Consider the following 23497-nt stretch of genomic DNA (forward strand, 5'->3'; position numbering starts at 1 on the left):
GGCGTCTGGTGGAACGCATCTCATCTATCTGGTCTAAGCGTGCGAACAGGTGGGCAAAAACGTTATACTCCCCGACCTTTAAATTCAGGCAAGTAGTGACGACTATCTTATGGCTATGTTCGAGAATCTCAGCGACCGGCTTTCCCAAACCCTCAAAAAGGTCACTGGTAAGGCTCAGCTAACCGAAGACAACATCAAAGACACTCTGCGCGAAGTGCGCATGGCACTGCTGGAGGCGGACGTAGCGCTGCCGGTGGTCAAGCAGTTTGTCGAGCAGGTTAAGCAGAGTGCAGTTGGCGAGAAAGTCAGTAGCAGCCTTAACCCCGGTCAACAATTCCTGAAGATTGTTCAGCGTGAGCTGGAAGTTACCATGGGCGATCGCAATGAATCGCTCAATCTGGCCACCCAGCCGCCCGCTGTGATCATGATGGCCGGTCTGCAGGGTGCCGGTAAAACCACTTCTGTGGCCAAACTGGCCAAATTCCTGAAAGAGCGGGAAAAGAAAAAGGTGATGGTGGTCAGTGCCGATGTCTACCGTCCGGCGGCCATCAAGCAGTTGGAAACCCTGGCTGGCGATGTGGGCGTTGAATACTTCCCAAGCTCTGCCGACCAGAAGCCCCAAGATATTGCCAAGGCAGCGCTGCAGGCCGCCAAGGGGCAGCACGCCGATGTGCTGATCGTCGATACTGCTGGCCGTTTGCACATTGATGATGCTCTTATGGCGGAGATTCAGGATCTGCACGGGGTGTTGAACCCGGTAGAGACCCTGTTTGTGATCGACGCCATGATTGGTCAGGACGCGGTCAACACCGCCAAAGCCTTTAATGAAGCCCTGGCCCTGACCGGTGTGATCCTCACCAAGGTGGACGGCGACGCCCGCGGCGGTGCGGCGCTGTCGGTTCGTCAGGTTACCGGCAAACCGATCAAGTTCCTCGGTGTTGGCGAGAAGACTGATGCGCTGGAGCCATTCCACCCGGATCGTATCGCCTCCCGCATTCTGGGTATGGGCGATATTCTCAGCCTGATTGAAGAGGTTGAGCAGAAAGTCGACCGCAAGAAAGCGGAGAAGCTGGTTAAGAAAGTCCAGAAGGGCAACAAGTTCGATCTGGAAGATCTGCGCGACCAGCTGCAACAGATGCAAAACATGGGTGGCCTCGGCAGTATGTTGGAGAAGTTGCCGGGTATGGGTAATGTCTCCCAGATGATGGAACAAGCCAACGCCGGTAAACAGTTCAAATCCATGGAGGCGCTGATCAACTCCATGACTCCGGCCGAACGCCGCAACCCGGATATCCTCAACGGCTCACGCAAGCGCCGTATCACCGTCGGCTCCGGTACCACCATTCAGGATCTCAACCGTCTGATCAAGCAGCACAAACAGATGGCCAAGATGATGAAGAAGATGAAAGGTGGCGGCATGATGAAAATGATGCGCGGCATGGGTGGCCTGCCGGGCATGAAAGGTATGAAAGGTGGTATGCCGCCAATGGGTGGAATGGGTGGCATGCCTCCGGGTGGTCTACCTGGTATGGGTGGTGACTTGCCGCCGGGAATGGACGGGCTGCCAGGTCTGCCGCCTAACTTCAAGAAAAAGTGAGTGAGATGAGAGGTGGTAGGTATCCCTGCCACCTCTCCACTGTTTTGGAGTTAATCTTTGCTGCGGATACACCCAGTACACACACTTTCAAATAATTCTTGTCATCCCTAATCTTGATGTAAGTCATACCAGTAACAACTTAATAATGCTGGCAGCGTCGAGTGCCCTCATCAATGATTGTCTTCCGGTTCGTGCGCTGTGAGCACGGCATGCTCTAACAGATCTCTCAGATATAAATAATAATCGAGTGGTACTGACTGCTGTCATCGGGAGAGCAGGTTGTACGGGCTTCAACGTGTCATCAATTTATCGTTGTTCCGGCTTCAAGACATTGATCATCAAAGAGAGGTTGTTGATTTGGGGGGGGCTTCAGTCCAGGTAGCGATAGGGAGTGGAAAACTTCATGGAAGTTAATTTAGAGGGTGCTTTGGATTTAGGGAATTGTCTGCAATAGTGATGGAATTGTGTCATCGCATACGTTATTAGTAGGGAGAAGGTATAACACTCAAAACAATGACCGAAGATAACGTACTTTATTTGGTGGGGCGTGAGCGATCACCGTCCAAGCTTGTGGAACGGGTATTCCTGGATCACGGCGATGCATTGCGCCGCTTTTTACACGCCAGGCTTGCCTTGGAAGAGGACAGGGAAGACCTGATTCAGGAAGTCTTCCTTAAGCTAATGCGTCAACACAATCTGGAGGAAAAGCTCTCCAGTCAATCTGGCAATACACTCAATTACCTCTATGCGATGGCCAGTTCCTTGATCGTCGATATGAAGCGTCGACAGACTTCACTTCGTCAGAATGATCACTGTAGCTACATCGACGATGTATTGCCGGGGCAAACACCTGAGCCTGAGCAGATAGCTATTGATCGGCAGAAAATCTCGCGGCTTCAGAAGGGGGTGGATAGCTTGAAGCCCGAACACAGTACAGTCCTATTCAAAAACCGTTTAGAAATGAAAAGTTGCCGTCAAATTTCTGAAGAAATGGGCCTTTCCAGACCCACTATTGAGCGTTACCTGGCCAGTGCTTTGTCCATCCTGCGTATAAAGATGGAGGCATATGATGAATGACGCATCTTTAAGGACATCAAGGGAGATCGCCGCTGACTTTGTGGCTAAGCTCTATTTAGAGGGTCTTACCGTTACTGAGCTGGAGCGTTTGGATAGCTGGCTGGCTGAGGGAGGCTCAAACCCTGAAGAGTATCGGCTGGCATTGGAAACATGGGAGTTAGTGGGGCAGTGTTCCCCAAAAGATGAATTGCCAGTGAGTCGAGGTGTTAGTGTACCCACTAAGCCTGGCTCGAAGGGTTTGTTGCGAGGGATGAGTTGGGCAGCGGCGATACTGATGGTAATTGTCTTTGGCGGAATGCTTTGGCCAGAACAGAAAGTTAATGTGCCCTCTTCTGTTACATACACCACCCTGACGGGGGAGAGGTCAACTTACGATCTGCCGGATGGCAGTAAGGTTCAATTGAATACCAACAGTCGTATACGTGTCACTTTTGATGCGTCTCGTAGACGGGTTGATCTTCTCTATGGGCAGGCTTTTTTCGATGTCGTGGCCGATGCAACATCGCCTTTCCAGGTCGGATTGGGTAGTAAACGGATTACTGTTCTGGGTACGAAGTTTGATGTGTACCGTCGGCCATTTAGTGTCACGGTGGGGGTAGTTGATGGCGAGATAGCATTGCACTCAGTCTCTGTGGCGACATTCTCAGATGGCGAGCTTCATACGGCAAGGGCCGGTGAAATTCTAAATGAAGAAAATCTGCGCATTAAAGCAGGACTCCTGGTTGAGCTAAATGATGGTGGGGGTATGCAAGCCACTTCTCTGGGGGAGGGTGGGACCTACCCACTATGGCGAGAAGGGTTGGTGAAATTTCGTAATACAGAATTATCTGAAATGGTAAGAGAGCTAAACAGGTACAGTCGCAAGAAAATACTGATTGAGGATAGTCGAATTATGTCGCTAAGGATTAGTGCAGTCTTTCCTGTTGATGATATTCACTCGATTATTGAGTCACTTGAGAAAATGTTCGGTATTACTGTGGTCGAGCATCCGGATAGAATTTCCCTTTTAAAAAAATAATTTAACTTTTTTGATGGAATTGCGATAAAGGCTTCGTTAATAAGGGCGAAGTCTTTTATTTAACGAAAAAGAAAAGAGGTAATAGGGGTGAGTAAAATTCTGTCAAGATGTCGTCATGTTGTTGGCTGGGAGTTGGGGTCTTCAACAGCAAAAAAACGTTTAGCGACTTTTATAGCATCCGCAATACTGTCGGGAGTGGCGTCTGCCAGTTCTATTGAAGATGATGTAGTTATTATCAATTTCTCAATGCTATCTATGGATGAGGCGCTGTTGAAGTTGGGTGAAGAGAGTGGCGTTAAAGTTATCTTTTCGAATGATTTGGTAGAGGGGCATGTAAGCAAAGCAATCAGTGGGAAAATGACAGTTGCAACTGCACTGAACAGGATTCTGGATGGTACAGACCTGAAATACGAAGTAAGCAAAGATAATGTTGTTGTTATTACCCAGGATGTGGATGCAAAAAAAGATAGAGCGGATCCCATTGAAGAGGTTGAAGAAATTGTTGTGGTTGGATCGGCCTTGAAAGGGGGGGACCCCTCAGCACCGATTACTATTTATACGCGTGAAGATTTGATGGCAAGGGGAGTGTTTTCTGTCGAAGAGTTTCTTCGCACTTACTCTGGTAGTACAACTGTTCTTAATTCAGCCACATCAGCAGAAGTGGATATCAATCCTAACTTGCTGACGCTTGACGCTATGTACGATAAGTCTGATGGGATACAAGGGCAGGCTGCTGCCAATATTGCCGGCTTTGGTATTGGGTCAACACTGGTTCTAATCAATAATCGACGTACGGCAGCATCACCTGTTCTGGATAATGGATTTGTTGATTTAAACAGCATTCCTTTTGAGGAAATTGAGCGAATTGAAGTGCTGGAAGGGGGGGCTTCATCGCGTTATGGCAGTGATGCTGTTGGTGGTGTAGTTAACATTGTAACTCGCCGTAGCCGGGGAACCTCCAGTGCAACAACCTTTCGGGTTGATAATAGTCGTAACGGTGGCGACCGTTATAATCTGAGTCAGGTGCTTAATTATGGGTGGCAGGATGGCTCTGTTCGCCTAACCCTGAATAAGTCTGAAAGTAAGCCCATTTCCAGTGAAAAGGCGGGATGGACGACCATGGATCTGACGGATCGTGGTGGTTATGACCGCAGACTTCAGAGTGAGCCACATGCCGGTGGGGCAGTTTATCGTTGGGGGCCTGGGCGTACATTTAGAATGCCGAATGGTTCATTGTATACACTGCCAGATGGCACTGTTTACACCTACACGGGGTTTGGCTGGGATGCTCTGCCCAGTGAAAATGATGGTACCGATTATAGTGATGATGATTGGTCCCCCGAAAACTTGCAGCCTTCAGAACAGGGAATTCGTGAATTCCTCTCACCGCATACCCGTCAGAAATCTGCGTCATTGAGAGTGGAGCAGGACTTCGGAGAGTATCGTTTGTGGTCTGACTTGAGCTGGAATGAAAACAGCTCTCAGACACAGCAGACCACGTTGGCAATTGGTCCCTTTTCCAGCCCGGTTTATGTACCAGAAAGTAATGCCTTTAACACCTTTGGTGAAGATGTTCGCGCGATCTATACCTTTCACAATGAAATGAAGATCGGTCAGCTTCCACAAATGACGGCTAACAACATTGCGACTACTAAGCGATTTAATTTTGGTGTCGCTGGGCCCCTGGCATTCCTGGATGATTGGGAGTTTACTTTTGATGGTGGAGTTAGCTCTTCAGAATCACTGGCGTGGCAAACGCGACTGGATACCAGTGAATGTGGTTATGATGCTCGCGGCAATGCCTTGGCAGGCTATTACGATACAGCAACCGGTGAGTTCTACGAAAATGTTCAGGATATCCCTTCAGATGCAGTTTATGGCGTAGATTATAAGTACGGTTGCTATGAGGGTGCTGAAAGTCTGTGGAGCAAAATGCTCGCATCGAGCAATCCTGATGAAGCGATCAACCTATTTGGTAATGGCTCAGTGCAATCGCCTTTCTTGTCTGAAATGTTGTATGAGCGCTACCAAGGAAACCCTGTTCGGTTGAATTATCGTACCCGTGTCGAATTTACTGGCCCAGTGTATGAGCTGCCCGGTGGTGAGGTGTGGGGACATATTGGTTTTGACTTCAACCGTGATGTGACCGATTACAGCAAGGCAGATTTTCGTCGTCTTTTTGCAGATACTCAAAACGGTAAAGTGAATCGGGATACTGCCGCGGTATATTACGAGGTTCGAGTTCCCATTGTTGGAGAGGCAAACGCGGTTCCCGGTGTTGAGTCTTTGGCGTTTAATATTCAGGGGCGTTACTCTGACTTTGATACACCTGAGTCACGCGGCCAACAAAAATATAACAAGACTACGCCTCAATACAGTCTCAGCTGGAAGCCTCGCAACGATTTGACACTGTCAGTTCGCTATACGGAAAGCTTTAAAGCGCCAACCAATTTCCAGCAAATCAATGCGGAATCTGATTTTGCAGACCCTAGTAAGTGTTTTGGTGCTGCCGATATGGATCCAACCAAAGTGGATGAAAGCTGTTGGCTGGATATGGCGGCAGGAGAGCTCAAACCGTTGCCGTGGGAAAGTAGGCCAGATGACTCTATCTACCCGACATGGCTCCCTTTCGCGGTTGATCTTGATGGGTACCGGGATGCAACTGGGGAGTGGCTGGAGGGTGAGCAGCCATTGTTTTACGGAAATGTAGCCAGAATTTCGTTTGGTGTACTGGATAGCCTGCGCCCGGAAACCTCTGAAGATTGGAATTATTCGGTACAGTGGAATCCCGAGTTTCTCACTGGGTTGTCAATGCGACTGGATTATCGTCAGGTTGATTACACAGATCGAATCGAAACGTTCAATTATTACGATGAGGGGCATCAGGATTATCTGTATACGCGTCCCGATCTGTACTGGGAGCACCCGGAAACTGATCAGTTGATGGTTGTTCGATTCCTGCCCAGTAATCAGACGATCAATGAACGCCGGTCACTTACCTTTAACTTGGGGTATTACTGGGATACAGACTGGGGAAGCTTTAATTCACGGTTGAGGGGTACTTATGTTGGCACCCACCAGTATCAATTGTCGGATGCCACGCCACTCCAAACTATGGTAGGTCGCTACGATAAAAGTGGTCCCAAACAAATGAAAGGCAGCCTTGAGTTTGGGTGGAGCTATGGATTCTGGAACCTGAATCTGACGGGACACTACAGTGATGATTATGCCTGGAATGATCAGATTCTGGATACGTCAACCTGGCGTTTGATAGATAACTATGTCGACGTAGAAGAGTATTGGTCAGTGGACTTGACTGCCTCTTACAGTGATAGAGATAGTGGTTGGTCGGTTTATGCAGGTGCAAGAAATCTGACTAATACAGACTTCCCATTTATCAATGACCGCGCTGGTCAAGGGTTCGATAGCTCTGTAGTAAGCCCTGGTGGCCGTACACTCTACTTGAGTGTGTCAAAACAGTTTGACTTTGATTAGTTAGGGTATCTTTTGTAAGGGTTAAGGGTTATTTTTCCCTGTTTAGGCCGCCGGTTTATCCGGCGGCTTTTTTGTGCGTTACGAATAACGGATATTTCAAGAAATGGGGTATACCGTTTTAAGTTGAAAGTTGTCTTGGATCGACTTACGGTTGAGTCTGAGTATTTCATGTAAACAGAGCGGTTGCTCATAATGCTTTAGAAGCTAGATGATGCTCATCGTCTCCAGCCAAAACAAGACACATTTCTTTCATTTCTTCCCTCAAAGGCGTACAATATCGCGCCTTTCGAGGTTAGGCACCCCATTTTGAGCGGTCTTTCTTTGTGGAAAGAACCGCTCAATTTGCACCTAACCTATTAATTTTAAAAGGGATACTGCTTATCCCGTGTTATAGGAAACTTGTTACATGGTAACTATTCGTTTGGCCCGTGGTGGCTCTAAAAAGCGTCCGTTTTATCACCTGACTGTTGCTGACAGCCGTAATGCTCGCAACAGCCGTTTCATTGAGCGTATTGGCTTCTTCAACCCGAGTGCTCGCGGTAACGAAGAGCGCCTGCGCGTTGACATGGAGCGTGTTAACCACTGGGTAGGCCAGGGTGCACAGCCTTCTGATCGCGTTGCTGCTTTGATCAAAGAAGCTGCCAAGCAAGCGTAAGCTGCTGGCAACTGACTTATTTATATAAGTAAGGGAAACGATGACAAGCAAGCCGGCCGCTGGCGCAGCCTCTCAAGAAGTTGATCGCGTAGTAGCTGGTCGCATTGTTTCTATCCACGGGGTGAAAGGCTGGGTGAAGGTGATGTCCTTTACCGAGCCCCGTGAAAACCTCTTCGAGTATGGTCCCTGGTGGCTGAAAACTCCGAGAGGCTGGCGCGAAATCAAATTCGATCAGTTCAAGGGCCAGGGCAAAGGCCTTATTGCCCATATCGTTGGCCTGGACGATCGTGATGAAGCGCGCAACTACTGCCAGCAGGATATCGCCATCGATAAGGGGCAATTTCCGGAGCTGGAGGGAGAAGAGTTTTACTGGTATCAGCTCGAAGGGCTGACTGCGGTGACTGTATTTGACGGTGAGCGCAAGGTGTTGGGAGTGGTCAAGCAGCTGCTTGAAACCGGTGCCAACGATGTGCTCATGGTTAAGGGCAACGCCCAGAGTCTGGATCGCAAAGAACGTCTGATTCCTTATACGGATCAGTTTGTTCTTAAGGTGGATCTGGAAGCCGGTGAAATTGAGGTCGACTGGGACCCAGAATTTTGATTCGCAAAGGCTGATCGGGGGCGACACCGTGAAAATTGCACTGGTTACGCTGTTCCCCGAGATGTTTGCTGCCATCACCGAGTATGGCGTTACTGGCAGGGCGGTCAAAAACGGATTGCTGGAGGTTGCTTATTTCAACCCCCGCGACTACACCAGCGACCGCCACCAGACGGTGGACGACCGGCCTTACGGCGGCGGTCCCGGTATGGTGATGCTGATTGAGCCGTTGCGGCAAGCCATTGAGGCAGCGCGGCAATGGCAACATGGCGACGGCGTTAAAAGTAAGGTGATTTACATGTCACCACAGGGACAGGTACTCAACCAGAAGGGGGTAACCTCACTGGTGCAGGAGACCAACCTGATACTGATTGCCGGCCGCTATGAAGGCGTTGATGAACGCCTGATCCAGCGAGAAGTGGATGAGGAGTGGTCGATAGGTGACTACGTTCTCAGTGGCGGTGAGTTGCCTGCCATGGTGTTGATGGATGCAGTTATCCGTCATCTGCCGGGTGCACTCGGTCACGAAGACTCTGCGGTTGAGGATTCTTTTGCCGAGGGGCTTCTGGATTGCCCGCACTACACACGCCCGCTGGTGTACGACGATTATGATGGAGCCGAGGTGCCTGCGGTACTGCTCTCGGGAAACCATGAAAAGATTCGACTATGGCGCATGCAGCAGTCGCTCGAAAGAACGCTGATGCGGCGACCGGAGTTGCTGAAAGACCTGCAGCTGACCAATGAGCAGCAGGCGATACTGGAGAAGATCAACGCTGAATTAAACAGCGAAGACTGATCCATGCTGGCGAATGAAACGCCCGTCATGTCATCCCCGCGAAGGCGGGAATGACATGACGGGAATTTCCTCTTTAGCGCAGCGCTACTCAAAAAGAGTAAAACTTAACATTATCGATAAACTGAGGAGCGAACCATGAGTGGTAAGAACCCAATTATTGCCCAGCTCGAAAAAGAGCAAATGGCTAAAGAAATTCCTGCTTTTGCACCAGGTGACACCGTTGTTGTGCAGGTTAAAGTAAAAGAAGGTAACCGCGAGCGTCTGCAGGCGTTTGAAGGTGTTGTTCTGGGTAAGCGCAACCGCGGCCTGAACTCTGCGTTTACCGTTCGTAAAATTTCCAGCGGTATCGGTGTAGAGCGTACTTTCCAGACTTACAGCCCGCTGGTAGATAGCATCACTGTTAAGCGTCGTGGTGACGTTCGTCAGGCCAAGCTGTACTACCTGCGCGAACTGTCCGGTCGTGCGGCACGCATCAAAGAGAAGCTGGACAACAAATAAGTTTGTTGTCGGTTTCAAAAACAGGGCGGCTTCGAAAGAAGTCGCCCTGTTTTGTTTTTGGGATAAGAGAAATGTCATCCTGAGCGAAGCGAAGGGTCCCGGGGTTGGTGTAGGTTTATTGGTCTTTATTGGGTTTGTCGCCAGCGGGTCCGCTCTTACTGTAGCCTGACAGGCCACTCCTCATAATACCCACAAATCGTCGCGACCTGTCAGGCTACAGCAAGAGCTACTTTGAGGGCTTAAAAGTGTGCATCATGTACAGCTCTGGTCATTGCGAGGGGCTAAGCGACGCGGCAATCCAGTGACTTTGGGCCAGTTGACACTAAAGCACTTTCCCGTAAGCCACTTCATCCGTCCATCGATCGCCAATTTTATAATGCGATGCAAAATGCCCCTCTTTCACAAAACCCATTTTTTCCATAAGTCGAACTGAGGGGGTATTGTCCGGGTCGGCGTAAGCTACCAGTTTGTGCGCTGGCCAATCTGTTTCAATCATTTTCAGAAAAGCTGCCAGGGCTTCAGTGGCATACCCGCTGCCGTGATAGTGGCTATTGAATTTGTAGCCAATTTCGATAATTTCACTGCGTTTATCCCGATAGCGAAATCCGATGTCGCCGATCAATTTTCCGGTTTCGGTAAGAATAACGCCCGCACCCATCCAGGTATTCTCTTCACCCAGCCAGTCCGCCAGATAACCGTTGTAATGCTCCTGAATTTCCTGCTTAGTACCAACTTCTCGAATATGCGCCATTACTTGTGGATCCAGCTCATATTCCAGATAGTCCGGAAAATCCTCTGCCGTTAACTGCCTTATGGTAAGTCGTTCTGTGACGATCGTTTGTTTCATTTCTACAAATGCTCCCTGTGAAGCGGTAAAGTAACACCCATGTCAGCAGATGACCAACAAGTGATCGAGCGCTATCTGGATACCATCTGGATGGAGCGCGGTTTGAGCGAAAATAGCCTGGCGGCGTACCGCCGGGATTTGTCACAGTTTTCGGGCTGGCTCGACACGCAGTCGATTGGCTTGCTTGCCATCTCCTCGTTTCACTTGCAGGAGTATCTTGCTCATCGCCAGGCGAAGGGTTCTTCGGCGCGATCTACCGCAAGATTACTGTCCTGTTTGCGCGGCTTCTATCGCCATCAAGTGCGGGAGAAGGTGTTGTCGCAAGATCCGAGTGCGCTTATCGAAAACCCGCGATTGGGGCGACCGCTCCCAAAAACTTTGACCGAGCAGGATGTGGAGCAGCTGTTGGCGGCTCCCGATATTGATGACCCGGTCGGGTTTCGTGATCGCGCCATGCTGGAGATGCTGTACGCATCGGGGTTACGGGTTTCCGAGCTGGTGGGGCTCACTATTCATCAGGTCAATTTGCGTCAGGGTGTGGTGCGGGTGTTTGGTAAGGGCAGTAAGGAGCGCTTGGTACCTGTGGGGCAGGAGGCGCAAGAATGGCTGGAGCGTTTTGTGCGCGAGGCTCGCAGTGAGTTGTTGAAAGGGCAGCAGAGCGATGTATTGTTTCCCAGCCTGCGCGGCCAGCAGATGACTCGGCAAACCTTCTGGTATCGAATCAAGCATTGGGCCGAGGTGGCTGGCATCAACAAACCATTGTCTCCCCACACACTCCGACACGCTTTTGCCAGCCACTTGCTCAATCATGGTGCTGACCTGCGAGTTGTGCAGCTGTTGCTGGGGCACAGTGATTTGTCTACCACCCAGATTTACACCCATATTGCCAATTCACGTATGAAAGACCTGCACGCTCAGCACCACCCTCGGGGTTGAGCTGCGCTTTCAATGGAATAGCTTCTAGACTTATAAAAGGATTCACTACAGGACGAATTGTTATGACTAATTGGATTACTCGTCTTCTGCTGGCGGCGTTTATGTTTGTGTCGTTGCCACTGATGGCTGATGTCGACAAGGGCACCAAAGAACAGATTGTGCATGGCCTGAAAAAGTGGCGCCCTGATCTGAGCTTCACCAATATTATGGAAACGCCGATTGATGGGCTTTACCACGTGCAGGTGGTGGGGGGGCCCTCGCTTTACACTTCTGCAGATGGTAAATACTTTATCAGTGGTGACTTGCAGGAAGTGGGTTTTGGTCGCACGGAAAACTGGCGCGATAAGGTATACGCGCCTTTGCGCCGAGAACTGATTCAGGCTGCCAATCCAGACAATATGATTACTTACAAGCCAAAAGGTGAGGCCAAGGCAGTTATCTATGTGTTTACCGATCTTGATTGTGGCTACTGTGTGAAATTACAGCGAGAAATTCCGGCCCTCAATGATATGGGAGTGGAAGTGCGTTACCTGGCTTTCCCCAGGGCGGGAATGGGGAGTGCATCGGAGAAAAAACTGACGGCAGTATGGTGTGCTGATGATCCGGTTGAGGCTATGGGCCGGATGATGAATCGACAGGAAATCGCTCGTAAGCCTTGCCAGACGAAAGCTATCGAAGAGCATATGAAGCTGGTTCGCGAGATGGGGATTAATGCGACCCCGGCCATTATTCTTGGTGATGGCACGCTGGTATCGGGTTATCGTCGTGCCAGCCAATTGAAGCAAATACTTGGGATATGAGTGGTCGTGCAAGAAGTTCAATAAAACTTGTCATTTTATGCCATTTTAGATGGCAAATAATCTCATGTCTTGATTGACAGTAGGCGGCGCGACCGGTATCTTCTGTGGCCATTTTTTTGGTTATTTCACCATTAGTCAATCGCCACTGGAGGCATCTTGAACTCGCTAAAATTGGGTATCTGTGGTCTGGGCACGGTGGGCGCAGGTACTTTCAATGTTCTTCGCCGTAATATTCACGACATCAATGCACGCGCTGGCACTTCTATCGAAGTGACCCAGGTCGGTATGCGCCGGGATAATCCGGCCTGTGACCTGACCGGTATTTCAACCACTAACGATATTTTTGAAGTGGCTGAAAACCCCGATGTGGATGTGCTGGTTGAGCTGATTGGTGGTACCACTACAGCCCGTGATTTGGTGATGAAAGCGATTGCCAACGGTAAGCACGTTGTAACGGCTAACAAGGCATTGATTGCTCTCCACGGTAACGAGATTTTTGAGGCCGCTGAACAGCAAGGTGTGGCTGTACATTATGAAGCGGCCGTAGCTGGCGGTATTCCTATTATTCAAACCATGCGCGAAGGTCTGGTGGCTAACCAGATCGAATGGCTGGTTGGAATTATTAACGGCACCGGCAACTTTATTCTCAGCGAGATGTTCGATAAGGGTGCCGATTTTGAATCGGTGTTGAAGCAGGCCCAGGAGTTGGGCTATGCCGAAGCCGATCCGACGTTCGATGTTGAAGGAATTGATGCTGCCCACAAGCTGACCATCCTCGCCGCACTTGCATTTGGCATACCGCTACAATTTGACAAGGTATTTACTGAAGGTATTACCAACATCCAATTACAGGATGTTAATTACGCTCGCGAACTCGGCTACCGAATCAAGCATCTGGGTATCGCCCGTAAGGGTGCGGATGGAATTGAACTGCGAGTGCACCCTGCGTTGGTGTCATCCCGTCAATTGTTAGCCAATGTAAATGGCGTTATGAATGCCGTTATGGTGCAGGGCGATGCTGTTGGCCCCACGTTGTATTACGGGGCAGGTGCCGGCGCAGAGCCGACTGCATCAGCAGTCATCTCCGATATTGTTGATCTGGCTCGTACCCTGTTTATGGAGCCGGAATACCGTGTTGCTCACCTTGGATTTAATGCGGTCAAGCCAAATTGTCCGATGGTGCTGGATATTTCCGAATCGGAAAGTGCCAGCTATCTTCGCGTGATGGTGGCTGACAAGCCCGGTGGTCTTGCCAGCATTATGACCATCATGGCTCAGCAGGGCATGGATATTGAAGCGGTTATTCAGAAAGAGCCGGAGCCCGGTCAATTCCATGTGCCGGTAATTTTACTGACAGACAAGTCCAAAGAAAAAAACACGCTGGAAGCTATCTCTCGCATTGAGGCGTTGGAGCAAGTTGAAGGACCAGTGGTTCGGATTCGAGTGGAGTCGCTGTCATGAAGTACATCAGTACCCGTGGCAAAGCGCCCGAGCAGAATTTTGAAGGCGTCGTTCTGGCCGGTTTGGCTCCTGATGGTGGCCTGTATGTGCCGGAATCGATCCCGCAATTTTCACAAGAGGAAATTGCCAGTTGGGCCGGCCTGCCATACAACCAGTTAGCTTTTAATGTCATCAAACCGTTTGTTGATGGTGAAATTCCTGACGATAAATTGCAGGATATAATCGACCGTTCCTACGCGACCTTTCGCCACAATGCTGTCGCACCTTTGGTGCAACTGGAAAACAATCTGTGGGTAATGGAGCTGTTTCACGGTCCGACCCTGGCGTTCAAGGATTTCGCCCTTCAATTTCTCGGCAACTTGTTTGAATACCTGCTGGAAAAGCGTAATCAGAAAGTGGTCATTATGGGGGCTACTTCCGGTGACACTGGTTCGGCGGCCATTGAAGGTTGCCGCGGTTGCGACAATATCGATATTTTTATTCTGCATCCACACAACCGGGTTTCGAATGTGCAGCGTCGCCAGATGACCTCGGTGCTGGACAGCAATGTTCACAACATAGCACTGGAAGGTAATTTTGATGACTGCCAGAGCATGGTGAAAGCGAGTTTTGCTGACCAGTCATTTTTGCCAGAAGGACGCAAATTGGCGGCGGTGAATTCCATCAACTGGGCACGTATCATGGCGCAGGTGGTGTACTACTTCCATGCTGCCTTGTCAGTTGGAGGTCCTGCACGACCAGTATCGTTCAGTGTGCCGACAGGCAATTTTGGCGATATTTTTGCCGGTTACATTGCCCGTAAAATGGGATTGCCCATTGAGCAGTTGATTATTGCTACCAACGCCAATGATGTGCTGCACCGCTGCATAAGCAACAATGATTTCAGCAAGCAGCCACTGATTCATAGCCTCTCCCCCAGCATGGATATCATGATCTCCAGCAATTTTGAACGATTGCTGTTTGATCTTTATAACCGTGACGGCGAAGCAATAGATCAGTTAATGAAAGCTTTTAACGAAGGTGGCGTTTCGCTGGATGAAGAAGTGTTGGCAAAAGCCCGTGAGCTGTTCTCCAGTTTCCGTTGCGATGATGACCGCATGGTGGAAGTGATATCAAAAGTGTTTGATGAGAGTGATTACTTGCTCGATCCCCATACGGCTACTGGTATTGAGGCAGCACATCAGGTTCGTCGCGATAACAAAACGCCGGTTATCTGTCTGGCTACTGCGCACCCTGCTAAATTCCCGGAGGCGGTACGTAAGGCGGGCTACCCTGAGGATCCTGCGTTGCCACACCATATGGCGGACCTGTTTGAGCGGGAAGAGCGTTACGATGTACTGCCCAATGACCTGAAGGCAGTTCATGGGTTTGTGGCGGAGAATATATAAATGTTTGTCATCCTGAGCGCAGCTCAGGATGACAATTAATTAAGGCTCACTTTGAAGGTGCCTGATGATCAAAACCGTAAAACGCCGGACAGTAGACCTCTCCGGCGTTTCTTTTTCTGACAATGTCCCAGCGTTATTGCAAAGAGTGTACGCCGCCCGCGGTGTACACAGTGATGAAGAGTTGCAAAAGCAGCTGGGATATCTGCCAAAGCCTGACGAATTAAAAGGCATCGCAGCTGCTGTCGAATTGTTATGGCAGGCTGTTCAGCAGCAACAATCCATTTTAATTGTTGGTGATTTTGACTGTGATGGTGCCACCAGTACCGCGCTGGCAATTCTGGCGCTGAGAGCCATGGGTTGCGAAAAGCTCGATTATCTCGTTCCCAATCGGTTTGAGTACGGCTATGGACTAACCCCGGAAATTGTCGAGCTGGCGAGCCAGAAACAGCCGGATTTAATTGTCACGGTGGATAATGGTATCTCCAGCATCGCTGGGGTTAAGGCCGCTAAACAATTGGGTATGCAGGTGCTGATTACCGATCACCACTTGCCCGGAGAGCAACTGCCTGAAGCGGACGCGATCGTAAACCCGAATCAATCCGGTTGTGATTTTCCCAGTAAGAATCTTGCTGGAGTGGGGGTGATTTTTTACCTGCTCAGCGCGTTGCGCGCCAAGCTCCGTGAGCAAAACTGGTTTGCCAGCTGTGGAATAGCCGAGCCCAATATGGCCACATGGCTGGATCTGGTTGCGCTGGGTTCGGTGGCCGATGTGGTGCCGTTGGATCGAATCAATCGCATTCTTGTTCATCAGGGATTATTGCGAATTCGGGCGGGGCAGTGTCGGCCAGGAATCCTGGCATTAATGCAGGCAGCCGGGCGTGATTACCGTAGAGCTGTAGCGATGGACTTCGGTTTTTTTGTCGGCCCACGCCTCAATGCCGCCGGGCGCCTGGATGATATGAGCCACGGTATTGAGTGCCTGCTGACTGACAGCCTGGAGTTGGCTCGTGAATACGCCCAGGAGCTGGATGGCCTGAATCGTGATCGCAAGCTGATTGAAGCAGAAATGCAGCGCGAAGCGCTGGCGATTGTCGATCAGCTGCATCTGGATGACGAGGGGTTGCCGTGGGGATTGAGTCTCTACAATGAAAACTGGCACCAGGGAGTGGTGGGTTTGTTGGCATCGAGGATCAAGGAAAAGGTTCACCGTCCGACCATCGCATTTGCCAACGCCGATGATGAAGGTAAAGAGATCAAAGGGTCGGCGCGCTCAATTCCCGGACTACACATTCGCGACGCATTGGATGCCATTGCTACCCGTTACCCGGGGTTGCTCAACAAATTTGGCGGTCACGCCATGGCAGCGGGGATGAGTCTGCCAGCGGATAAATTTACAGAATTCCAGCGTGCTTTTGATGAAGAGGTTCGTCGACAACTCAGCGAGTCTGATCTGGAAGCTGAGCTGCTCTCCGATGGCGAAATGACTTCACAGGACTTGCGGTTAGAACTCATTGAGCAGCTGCGAGAAGGGGGGCCTTGGGGTCAACATTTTCCCGAACCAGTATTTGATGGTGAGTTTCGCATCGTCCAGCAGCGAATTGTGGGTGAAAAGCACCTGAAGCTGGTGCTGGCAACAGAGGATGGGCTGGCTGTAGATGCCATCGCCTTTAATGTCGATTTGCATAGTTGGCCCAACCCAAATGCCGCTAAAGTTCATTGCGTATACAAGCCGGATATCAATGAATTCCGCGGTAATCGGTCGGTGCAATTAATTGTGGACCAGCTAGTAAGTTGTTGATGTTCAACTGGCAATTCATCTATTAAAGCCTTTTACTTGACCTTCCAGCCGATGGAAGGTCTATAGTGCTTCATAAGTTCAAAGCCCTTGGAGCAGAAGATGAATATCGGCAAACTGGCCTCTCTCACCGGCCTGTCGAGCAAGGCGATTCGGTTTTATGAATCGGAAGGTATTATTGAGTCGCCGCAACGGCAGGCCAATGGTTATCGCGATTACCCACAGTCCGCCGTGGCCGAGCTGAATTTTTTACGTCAGGCTCGACAATTCGGATTTTCACTGGATGAGTGCCGGCAATTGATGACGCTCTGGCACAACCCAAAGCGGCGCAGTGCGGAAGTTCATCAACTGGTTACCGAGCGTCAGCATCAGGTTGAACAGCAAATCGCAGAGCTGCAGGAGATGAGTTCCTTACTCAATGATTTGCTCAACCGCTGTTCAGCGAACGAATCATCCAAATGTGCAATTATCGATTCTTTAGCAGGCAAAAAAGCATGAGTGACAGTTGCCATTCTGAAATGAAAACAAAAACCTCCTGTTGCCCATCGAATGTGGGGGACAATAACAAGTCCAAACCTGATTACCTGTTGTGGATTTCGGGCATCGTTGTGTTGTTTGGTTATGTTCTCTATTGGCTGCTGGACGGCCACTCCGCATTGCCCCAATGGCTTGTGGTAATGACTGAGGGCATCTACGAGCTGGTCAATAAAATGTGGTGGGGTTTGATTGCCGCTGTCCTTTTTGTGGGCTTGCTGGATCGGATTCCCCGGGATCTGGTGATGACTGCGTTGGGACGTGGCGGTACTGTTAAAGGTATTGGTCGCGCGACACTGGCAGGTCTGCTACTGGATCTGTGTAGCCACGGAATTTTGATGATTGGCGCCAAGCTCTATGAACGAGGAGCAAGTGTGGGGCAGGTGATGGCTTTTCTGATTGCCAGCCCCTGGAACTCTCTGTCACTGACTATCATTATGGTTACCCTGATCGGCTGGCAGTGGACATTGATGTTTATTTTGCTGTCCATGCTTATCGGTATTGTCACGGGGCTGATTTTTGATCGCCTGGTGAAAAGCGGTCATTTGCCCGCTAATCCCCATCATCAGGAAGTCACAGAAATGACACCAGTGTGGCCCGGTGTTAAAGGCTTGTTTAAGAACGCAGACTGGTCAGTGCCAGCTTTGTTTAGGCTGCTTAAAGATGGAGTCAGTCAATCCAGAATGGTATTTCGCTGGCTGCTATTCGGTATTGTGATCGCTGTATCCATTCGCGCTTTTGTGCCGATGGACGCCTACCAGACATTGTTCGGCCCGACGATAGGTGGCTTGCTGCTGACTTTGCTGGGCGCGACTATTATCGAAGTGTGTTCCGAGGGTTCGACGCCAATTGCGGCAGATTTGCTCAATCGCGCGGCAGCGCCAGGCAATGGCTTCGCCTTCCTGATGGCAGGAGTAGCCACTGATTACACCGAAATCATGGTGCTTAAAGATGTGACTCGTTCATGGAAGATTGCCCTGTTCTTGCCACTGGTAACACTGCCACAAGTGATAGCAATTGGCTGGATGCTCAATAGCCTGGGGTGACAGAATGCAGTGGGCGGTGGTTAGTGCCGGTGCTTTCCGGTAAAATCGCCGCCTTTCGACTTGACTGGAATTTATACCGCAATGGAAATTAATCCAATCAAACTTGCCCTCGACGATCTGCAAGCGCGCACTGACGTGCTTAGGGGGTATCTTTGACTATGATCACAAGAAAGAACGTCTCGCGGAAGTAGAACTGCTGTTGGCTGAACCGGGCGTTTGGAACGAGCCGGAGAAGGCCCAGGAACTGGGTCGCGAGCGCTCCACACTCGAAGCCGTAGTAAAAACCATTGATACTCTTACCTGCGGTGTCAGCGATACACGCGATCTGCTGGACTTTGCCGTGGAAGAGAATGATGAAGCTGCTGTGGAAGATATTCGCGGCGAAATCGAATCGATGGAAGAGCAGCTCGCTGATCTGGAGTTCCGTCGTATGTTCTCTGGCGAAATGGACCCCAACAACGCCTACCTCGATATTCAGGCTGGCTCCGGTGGCACCGAAGCCCAGGACTGGGCCGAAATGCTGCTGCGCATGTATCTGCGTTGGGCTGAAGCCAAGGGCTTTAAAGCCGAGATTGTTGAGGCATCCGCCGGTGAAGTGGCAGGACTGAAAAGTGCCACGGTTCATATTCAGGGTGAATACGCGTTTGGCTGGTTGCGCACCGAAACCGGTGTACACCGTCTGGTTCGTAAGTCGCCGTTTGATTCCGGTAACCGTCGTCACACCTCTTTTTCCGCCGTATTTGTGTCCCCGGAAATTGACGACAATATCGACATCGACATCAATCCGGCTGACCTGCGTATCGATACCTACCGCTCCTCTGGTGCCGGTGGTCAGCACGTTAACACCACCGACTCCGCGGTGCGTATTACCCATGCCCCCAGCGGCATTGTGGTTCAGTGTCAGAACCAGCGCTCCCAGCACCAGAACAAAGACAAGGCGATGCAGATGCTGCGCGCCAAGTTGTATGAGATGGAGATGCTAAAACGCAGCGAGAGCGCCCAGGCGCTGGAAGATAGTAAATCCGACATCGGTTGGGGCAGTCAGATTCGCTCCTACGTGTTGGATGACTCCCGCATCAAGGATCTGCGTACCGGTGTTGAAACACGCAATACCGGCGCGGTACTGGATGGCGCGCTGGATAACTTTATTGAGGCCAGCCTGAAGGCTGGTTTATAAGGCCTGACGTCGGACGTTTGACGTCTGACGCCGGGAAGTACTAAATGAGATTGCGTCCGACGTCCGACGTCCGACGTCCGACCCGAGAAAGGTTGAAAAAATGTCTGACAATCAAAACCAGGTGAACCTGGATAATACTCAGGATGAAAACAGGCTAATCGCCGAGCGCCGTGGAAAATTGCAGGAGATGCGCGACCAGGCCGCAAGCGAAGGCGGAAGTGCATTCCCGAATACCTTCCGTCGCGACAGTTACACCGCCGACCTGCAAAATAAATACGCTGAAAAATCCAAGGAAGAGCTGGAGTCAGCCAAACTGGTATTTGCCGTTGCCGGCCGTGTGATCCGCAACCGCGGTGCCTTTATGGAAATCCAGGACATGAGCGGTCGCATTCAGCTTTACGTTACCAAAGATGCGCGCCCGTTTGCTAAAAGCCTAGACCTGGGTGACATCATCGGCGTGAAAGGTGAGCTGCACAAATCCGGTAAAGGTGATCTTTATATTCAGCTTGATGAATACCAGTTGCTCACCAAGTCCCTGCGTCCGCTGCCGGATAAATACCATGGTCTGGCGGACCAGGAGCTGCGCTACCGTCAACGTTATGTAGACCTGATCGTAAACCCGGAAGTGCGTGATATTTTCCGTGTGCGTTCGAAAGTGATCGACTTTATTCGCAGCTACCTGAACGGTGCCGAATTTATGGAAGTGGAAACACCTATGCTGCAGGTGATTCCCGGCGGTGCCACAGCACGTCCGTTCGTTACTCATCATAATGCGCTGGATATCGACATGTACCTGCGTATTGCCCCAGAGCTGTATCTCAAGCGCCTGGTGGTGGGTGGCTTTGAGCGTGTATACGAAATTAACCGTAATTTCCGCAACGAGGGCTTGTCCACCCGTCACAATCCCGAATTCACTATGCTGGAGTTCTACCAGGCGTACGCAGATTACAATGATCTGATGGACCTGACCGAAGACATGCTGCGCAAGCTGTGTGAAACCGTACTGGGTAATACAGACGTGCGAAGCACCGTTAAAAATGCCGAGGGCGAAGTGGTTTCAGAAAAAACCTACGACTTTGCCAAGCCGTTCCGTCGCATCAGCGTGTTCGATTCCATTCTGCACTTTAATCCGGACATCTCGGCTGATGCATTGGCTGATGAAAGTGGTGCTCGCCAGATTGCCGAACATCTGGATATTCCGCTGAAAGACAGCTGGGGTCTGGGTAAGGTACAGATCGAAATTTTCGAAAAAACCGTAGAGCATCGTCTCGACGAGCCGACTTTTATCACCGAGTACCCAACGGAAGTTTCTCCGCTGGCGCGCCGCAATGATAAAAACCCGTTTGTTACCGACCGCTTTGAATTCTTTGTTGGTGGCCGCGAATTGGCTAACGGCTTCTCGGAGCTTAACGACGCTGAAGACCAGGCAGCTCGCTTTAAAGAGCAGGTGGCTGAAAAAGACGCTGGTGATGATGAGGCCATGCATTACGATGCTGACTACATTCGCGCGTTGGAATACGGCCTACCCCCCACAGCTGGTGAAGGTATAGGTATCGACCGCTTGGTGATGCTGCTGACTGACTCACCATCAATTCGCGATGTGCTGCTGTTCCCCCACATGCGTCCGGAATAGCACTTTTCTCATTGGCCGTAGGGTGCGCTATGCGCACCTTTCCGCCGGTGGTGCACCTACATCCTTATCGTCGTCACCCTTCGCGCAGCGAAGAGGCTAGCTGCTCTCGTCAGTAAGTTAATTTTGTGCTCATAGTCCGCCCATGCCTGACCGGAACAGGCCTGCCCTCATATACCCACAAATCGGGCAAATCTGTTCCGGTCAGGCATGGGCTCAGTCTGTGCGATGAGAACCTTCGCTACGTCCAGGATGACAATGTGCTTTTTTACGCAAAAAAAAGCCCCGCTGAAAACCAGCGGGGCAACGAGTTGTGAAAATCACATCAAGGGGGGTAGGTAAATCGTCGAGCAAACGTTACCGGGAAAGACGAGCCGCTTTCAGATCATCCGCAGCAATTGCGGAAACCAGCAGACCGGTAACAGTAAAAGCAGCAATCATAAGCATGTCGTTTCTCCAAAGTGGCTGTCGCCGTAACGTTGATGGGTGCCATTATGGGGACGGGCAATGTTAAGTAGGGTGGTGGATGCGTAAAGAAAGGTAAAAACTGCCGCAATTGCAAACTGCCCCTCGTCTTCCCCGCGAAAGCGGGGATCCATTGCGAATAGTGACCGACAAACCTGGATTCCCGCCTGCGCGGGAATGACGGAGACGTTTTTTACACGCAAAAAAAGCCCCCGAACGGGGGCTGAACAGGCTTGGATGGATGCCTGAGTGGAGCAATAGCTATTGCTCCAAATAAAACACTGCGCTGATGTATCCGTATACTTTCTGTTTTGAAATCGTTAGTCGTGAATAGCTGTTATGTGGCTTCATAGGAGCATCCATCAACAAGTTTCTTTCCGCGAGGTGGTAATAGTTTCCCTGAGTACTAAATCTCTCCTCGGATATTTGATAAATTTTCCCAAGTTTTACCCCAAACCCCTTCGCCATTCTCTGGGCGTTCTCTCTAGCATTGAGAATCGCTTTTTGCTGGGCTTGCTGTTGTAGTGTGTCTCTGTTGTCAAAGTCCAGAAGTGTGGAATCAAACGTTGAGATCCCTGATTCAACGAGGGCATGGATTAAGGCACCATATTTATCAAGAACTCGTAACTTCAGCTCGACAGAACGGCTAACGCGCTCACCAAGATAGATTCTCTCACCATCCTTGTATTCATAATCAGGCCGGATTCTTAGTTGTGTAGCACTCATGTCCTCATTCTTCACGCCATTATTGAGTGCGGCATCGATGGCATTGTTGGTGTGCTCGTCAACCCATTTCTTTGCTTCAGCAGCAGTTGCAGCAGTGTGAGTGATTGATAATTCCATCTGAATGTAATCCGGCATTGCCTCTACATAGCCTGAGCCGTTTGCCACCAGGTGTTCCTTGTCGCTCAGAGGATTAGCCAGCAACGTTGTAGGCAGGAGGGCTGCAAGAAGTAGTTGTCCTGCAAAGAAAAGCTTTTGAATGCACATCTCAACCTCCTACTTTTCCAGCTCAAAGGTGATACGTTGAGTGATGTCCTGTGTGCCGATGGCGGTTCCTTCCACTTTTTCGGGGCGATACCGCCATTTGCGAACAGCTTGAATAGCAGCCGAATCAAAGATGCGTGCTGGTTTCGATTCGATGATTCGAATATTGGTGGTGGTACCGGTAGGAGTGATATCAAAAATAACATCAACATAGCCTTCCTGGTTTCTTTGAAGAGCTACCTCTGGATAGCGAGGTGCGACATTTGAAATGGCAACTACGCCATTACCCGCACCATAAGGTCCAACAATGCCCTGGCCAAATCCACTGGGGCTGAAGCTGCTTTTTCCGGAAGTAAAAGGGGAGATCTCTTGGGTGACAGGGGTAAGAGAGATCGCTGTTGGTTCAAAAATACTTTCGGCCCTGGCAGTTGGAGGTTGCAGAATTACTTTTTCCGGTTTTGTATTTTTCTTGACTTCAGGAGGGCCAAGAGAATTCATATCGAAATAGATGTCCGCAATTGTAGGAGTATCCTCCAGAATAAAGCCATCCTGGGTTCTGATAAGTTGAGTCATAAGAATCAACAGGCAGGCAGTAACCATGATTGCAGGCACAATGCTGGCAAAAGAGCGATTGGATCTTTCCGAAAAAGTGCTCATCTAAATACTCCTTTTAGTATTTTCAGGGTGCAGTGACCCA

The 23497-nt window shown here is 50.3% G+C and carries 20 protein-coding genes; 17 read left to right on the forward strand and 3 right to left on the reverse strand.

What is annotated here, in order from left to right; genetic code table 11:
- Positions 1–115 precede the first annotated feature (115 nt).
- The 8 genes from ffh to rplS all read left to right on the forward strand — a co-directional run bounded on the left by ffh (position 116) and on the right by rplS (position 9734).
- Complete coding sequence (gene ffh / locus QP938_04255) at positions 116–1597, forward strand: signal recognition particle protein (GenBank protein ID WIO75612.1); 1482 nt, start codon at positions 116–118, stop codon at positions 1595–1597.
- A 513-nt stretch (positions 1598–2110) separates the two neighbouring features.
- Complete coding sequence (locus QP938_04260; protein ID WIO75128.1) at positions 2111–2674, forward strand: sigma-70 family RNA polymerase sigma factor; 564 nt, start codon at positions 2111–2113, stop codon at positions 2672–2674.
- Positions 2667–3692: a FecR domain-containing protein gene (locus QP938_04265; GenBank protein ID WIO75129.1), complete on the forward strand. Its 1026-nt coding sequence runs from the start codon at positions 2667–2669 to the stop codon at positions 3690–3692. Before QP938_04260 ends, QP938_04265 begins: the two co-directional genes overlap by 8 nt.
- A gap of 87 nt (positions 3693–3779) precedes the next feature.
- Complete coding sequence (locus tag QP938_04270; GenBank protein ID WIO75130.1) at positions 3780–7187, forward strand: TonB-dependent receptor; 3408 nt, start codon at positions 3780–3782, stop codon at positions 7185–7187.
- A 406-nt stretch (positions 7188–7593) separates the two neighbouring features.
- Positions 7594–7842 (forward strand): 30S ribosomal protein S16, encoded by a 249-nt coding sequence (gene rpsP, locus QP938_04275; GenBank protein WIO75131.1) that lies wholly within the window; start codon positions 7594–7596, stop codon positions 7840–7842.
- Between the two features lie 40 nt (positions 7843–7882).
- Positions 7883–8443 (forward strand): ribosome maturation factor RimM, encoded by a 561-nt coding sequence (gene rimM, locus QP938_04280; protein ID WIO75132.1) that lies wholly within the window; start codon positions 7883–7885, stop codon positions 8441–8443.
- Between the two features lie 61 nt (positions 8444–8504).
- Positions 8505–9236, forward strand: coding sequence for a tRNA (guanosine(37)-N1)-methyltransferase TrmD (gene trmD / locus QP938_04285; protein ID WIO75613.1), 732 nt, complete (start codon positions 8505–8507; stop codon positions 9234–9236).
- Positions 9237–9371: 135 nt separating this feature from the next.
- The gene (gene rplS, locus QP938_04290; GenBank protein ID WIO75133.1) at positions 9372–9734 is read left to right on the forward strand and encodes a 50S ribosomal protein L19; all 363 of its coding nucleotides are present in this window, start codon (positions 9372–9374) and stop codon (positions 9732–9734) included.
- 322 nt (positions 9735–10056) lie between these two features.
- Here the strand turns inward: rplS and QP938_04295 are convergent, their stop codons facing one another.
- The gene (locus QP938_04295; protein ID WIO75134.1) at positions 10057–10581 is read right to left on the reverse strand and encodes a GNAT family N-acetyltransferase; all 525 of its coding nucleotides are present in this window, start codon (positions 10579–10581) and stop codon (positions 10057–10059) included.
- Positions 10582–10620: 39 nt separating this feature from the next.
- Between QP938_04295 and xerD the strand changes: the two genes are divergently transcribed.
- The 9 genes from xerD to lysS all read left to right on the forward strand — a co-directional run bounded on the left by xerD (position 10621) and on the right by lysS (position 21351).
- Positions 10621–11517, forward strand: a complete 897-nt coding sequence (gene xerD / locus QP938_04300) for a site-specific tyrosine recombinase XerD (protein WIO75135.1) — start codon at positions 10621–10623, stop codon at positions 11515–11517.
- A gap of 62 nt (positions 11518–11579) precedes the next feature.
- Positions 11580–12317, forward strand: a complete 738-nt coding sequence (locus QP938_04305; protein ID WIO75136.1) for a DsbC family protein — start codon at positions 11580–11582, stop codon at positions 12315–12317.
- 156 nt (positions 12318–12473) lie between these two features.
- Positions 12474–13778 (forward strand): homoserine dehydrogenase, encoded by a 1305-nt coding sequence (locus tag QP938_04310; GenBank protein ID WIO75137.1) that lies wholly within the window; start codon positions 12474–12476, stop codon positions 13776–13778.
- A complete protein-coding gene (gene thrC, locus QP938_04315) occupies positions 13775–15166 on the forward strand; it encodes a threonine synthase (GenBank protein ID WIO75138.1) in 1392 nt (463 codons plus the stop codon). The genes QP938_04310 and thrC overlap by 4 nt, the downstream gene beginning before the upstream one ends.
- A 64-nt stretch (positions 15167–15230) precedes the next feature.
- On the forward strand, positions 15231–16964 hold the full coding sequence (recJ, locus tag QP938_04320; GenBank protein WIO75139.1) for a single-stranded-DNA-specific exonuclease RecJ: 1734 nt from the start codon (positions 15231–15233) through the stop codon (positions 16962–16964).
- A gap of 99 nt (positions 16965–17063) precedes the next feature.
- On the forward strand, positions 17064–17459 hold the full coding sequence (cueR, locus tag QP938_04325) for a Cu(I)-responsive transcriptional regulator (GenBank protein WIO75140.1): 396 nt from the start codon (positions 17064–17066) through the stop codon (positions 17457–17459).
- 20 nt (positions 17460–17479) lie between these two features.
- Complete coding sequence (locus QP938_04330; GenBank protein WIO75141.1) at positions 17480–18541, forward strand: permease; 1062 nt, start codon at positions 17480–17482, stop codon at positions 18539–18541.
- An 81-nt stretch (positions 18542–18622) separates the two neighbouring features.
- Positions 18623–19718, forward strand: a protein-coding gene (gene prfB / locus QP938_04335) for a peptide chain release factor 2 (protein ID WIO75142.1) whose coding sequence is annotated in 2 segments (ribosomal slippage) — positions 18623–18694 and positions 18696–19718 — 1095 coding nt in all. Because the reading frame shifts where the segments join, the coding sequence is not laid out codon by codon here.
- Between the two features lie 100 nt (positions 19719–19818).
- A complete protein-coding gene (gene lysS, locus QP938_04340; GenBank protein ID WIO75143.1) occupies positions 19819–21351 on the forward strand; it encodes a lysine--tRNA ligase in 1533 nt (510 codons plus the stop codon).
- 723 nt (positions 21352–22074) lie between these two features.
- On the opposite strand, the gene QP938_04345 is transcribed toward lysS, so the two are convergent.
- On the reverse strand, positions 22075–22803 hold the full coding sequence (locus QP938_04345) for an SIMPL domain-containing protein (protein WIO75144.1): 729 nt from the start codon (positions 22801–22803) through the stop codon (positions 22075–22077).
- A 9-nt stretch (positions 22804–22812) separates the two neighbouring features.
- Entirely contained in the window at positions 22813–23457 is a 645-nt protein-coding gene (locus QP938_04350; GenBank protein ID WIO75145.1) for a TonB family protein, read from the reverse strand.
- Between the last annotated feature and the right edge of the window lie 40 nt (positions 23458–23497).

The organism is Porticoccaceae bacterium LTM1, from assembly GCA_030252795.1.
GTDB lineage: Bacteria > Pseudomonadota > Gammaproteobacteria > Pseudomonadales > Porticoccaceae > SCSIO-12696.

Coding starts and splice junctions, on each gene's coding strand:
- ffh (WIO75612.1), top strand. CDS start 116: ATGTTCGAGAATCTCAGCGACCGGCTTTCCCAAACCCTCAAAAAGGTC.
- QP938_04260 (WIO75128.1), top strand. CDS start 2,111: ATGACCGAAGATAACGTACTTTATTTGGTGGGGCGTGAGCGATCACCG.
- QP938_04265 (WIO75129.1), top strand. CDS start 2,667: ATGAATGACGCATCTTTAAGGACATCAAGGGAGATCGCCGCTGACTTT.
- rpsP (WIO75131.1), top strand. CDS start 7,594: ATGGTAACTATTCGTTTGGCCCGTGGTGGCTCTAAAAAGCGTCCGTTT.
- rimM (WIO75132.1), top strand. CDS start 7,883: ATGACAAGCAAGCCGGCCGCTGGCGCAGCCTCTCAAGAAGTTGATCGC.
- trmD (WIO75613.1), top strand. CDS start 8,505: ATGTTTGCTGCCATCACCGAGTATGGCGTTACTGGCAGGGCGGTCAAA.
- rplS (WIO75133.1), top strand. CDS start 9,372: ATGAGTGGTAAGAACCCAATTATTGCCCAGCTCGAAAAAGAGCAAATG.
- QP938_04295 (WIO75134.1), bottom strand. CDS start 10,581: ATGAAACAAACGATCGTCACAGAACGACTTACCATAAGGCAGTTAACG.
- xerD (WIO75135.1), top strand. CDS start 10,621: ATGTCAGCAGATGACCAACAAGTGATCGAGCGCTATCTGGATACCATC.
- QP938_04305 (WIO75136.1), top strand. CDS start 11,580: ATGACTAATTGGATTACTCGTCTTCTGCTGGCGGCGTTTATGTTTGTG.
- thrC (WIO75138.1), top strand. CDS start 13,775: ATGAAGTACATCAGTACCCGTGGCAAAGCGCCCGAGCAGAATTTTGAA.
- recJ (WIO75139.1), top strand. CDS start 15,231: ATGATCAAAACCGTAAAACGCCGGACAGTAGACCTCTCCGGCGTTTCT.
- cueR (WIO75140.1), top strand. CDS start 17,064: ATGAATATCGGCAAACTGGCCTCTCTCACCGGCCTGTCGAGCAAGGCG.
- QP938_04330 (WIO75141.1), top strand. CDS start 17,480: ATGAAAACAAAAACCTCCTGTTGCCCATCGAATGTGGGGGACAATAAC.
- lysS (WIO75143.1), top strand. CDS start 19,819: ATGTCTGACAATCAAAACCAGGTGAACCTGGATAATACTCAGGATGAA.
- QP938_04345 (WIO75144.1), bottom strand. CDS start 22,803: ATGTGCATTCAAAAGCTTTTCTTTGCAGGACAACTACTTCTTGCAGCC.
- QP938_04350 (WIO75145.1), bottom strand. CDS start 23,457: ATGAGCACTTTTTCGGAAAGATCCAATCGCTCTTTTGCCAGCATTGTG.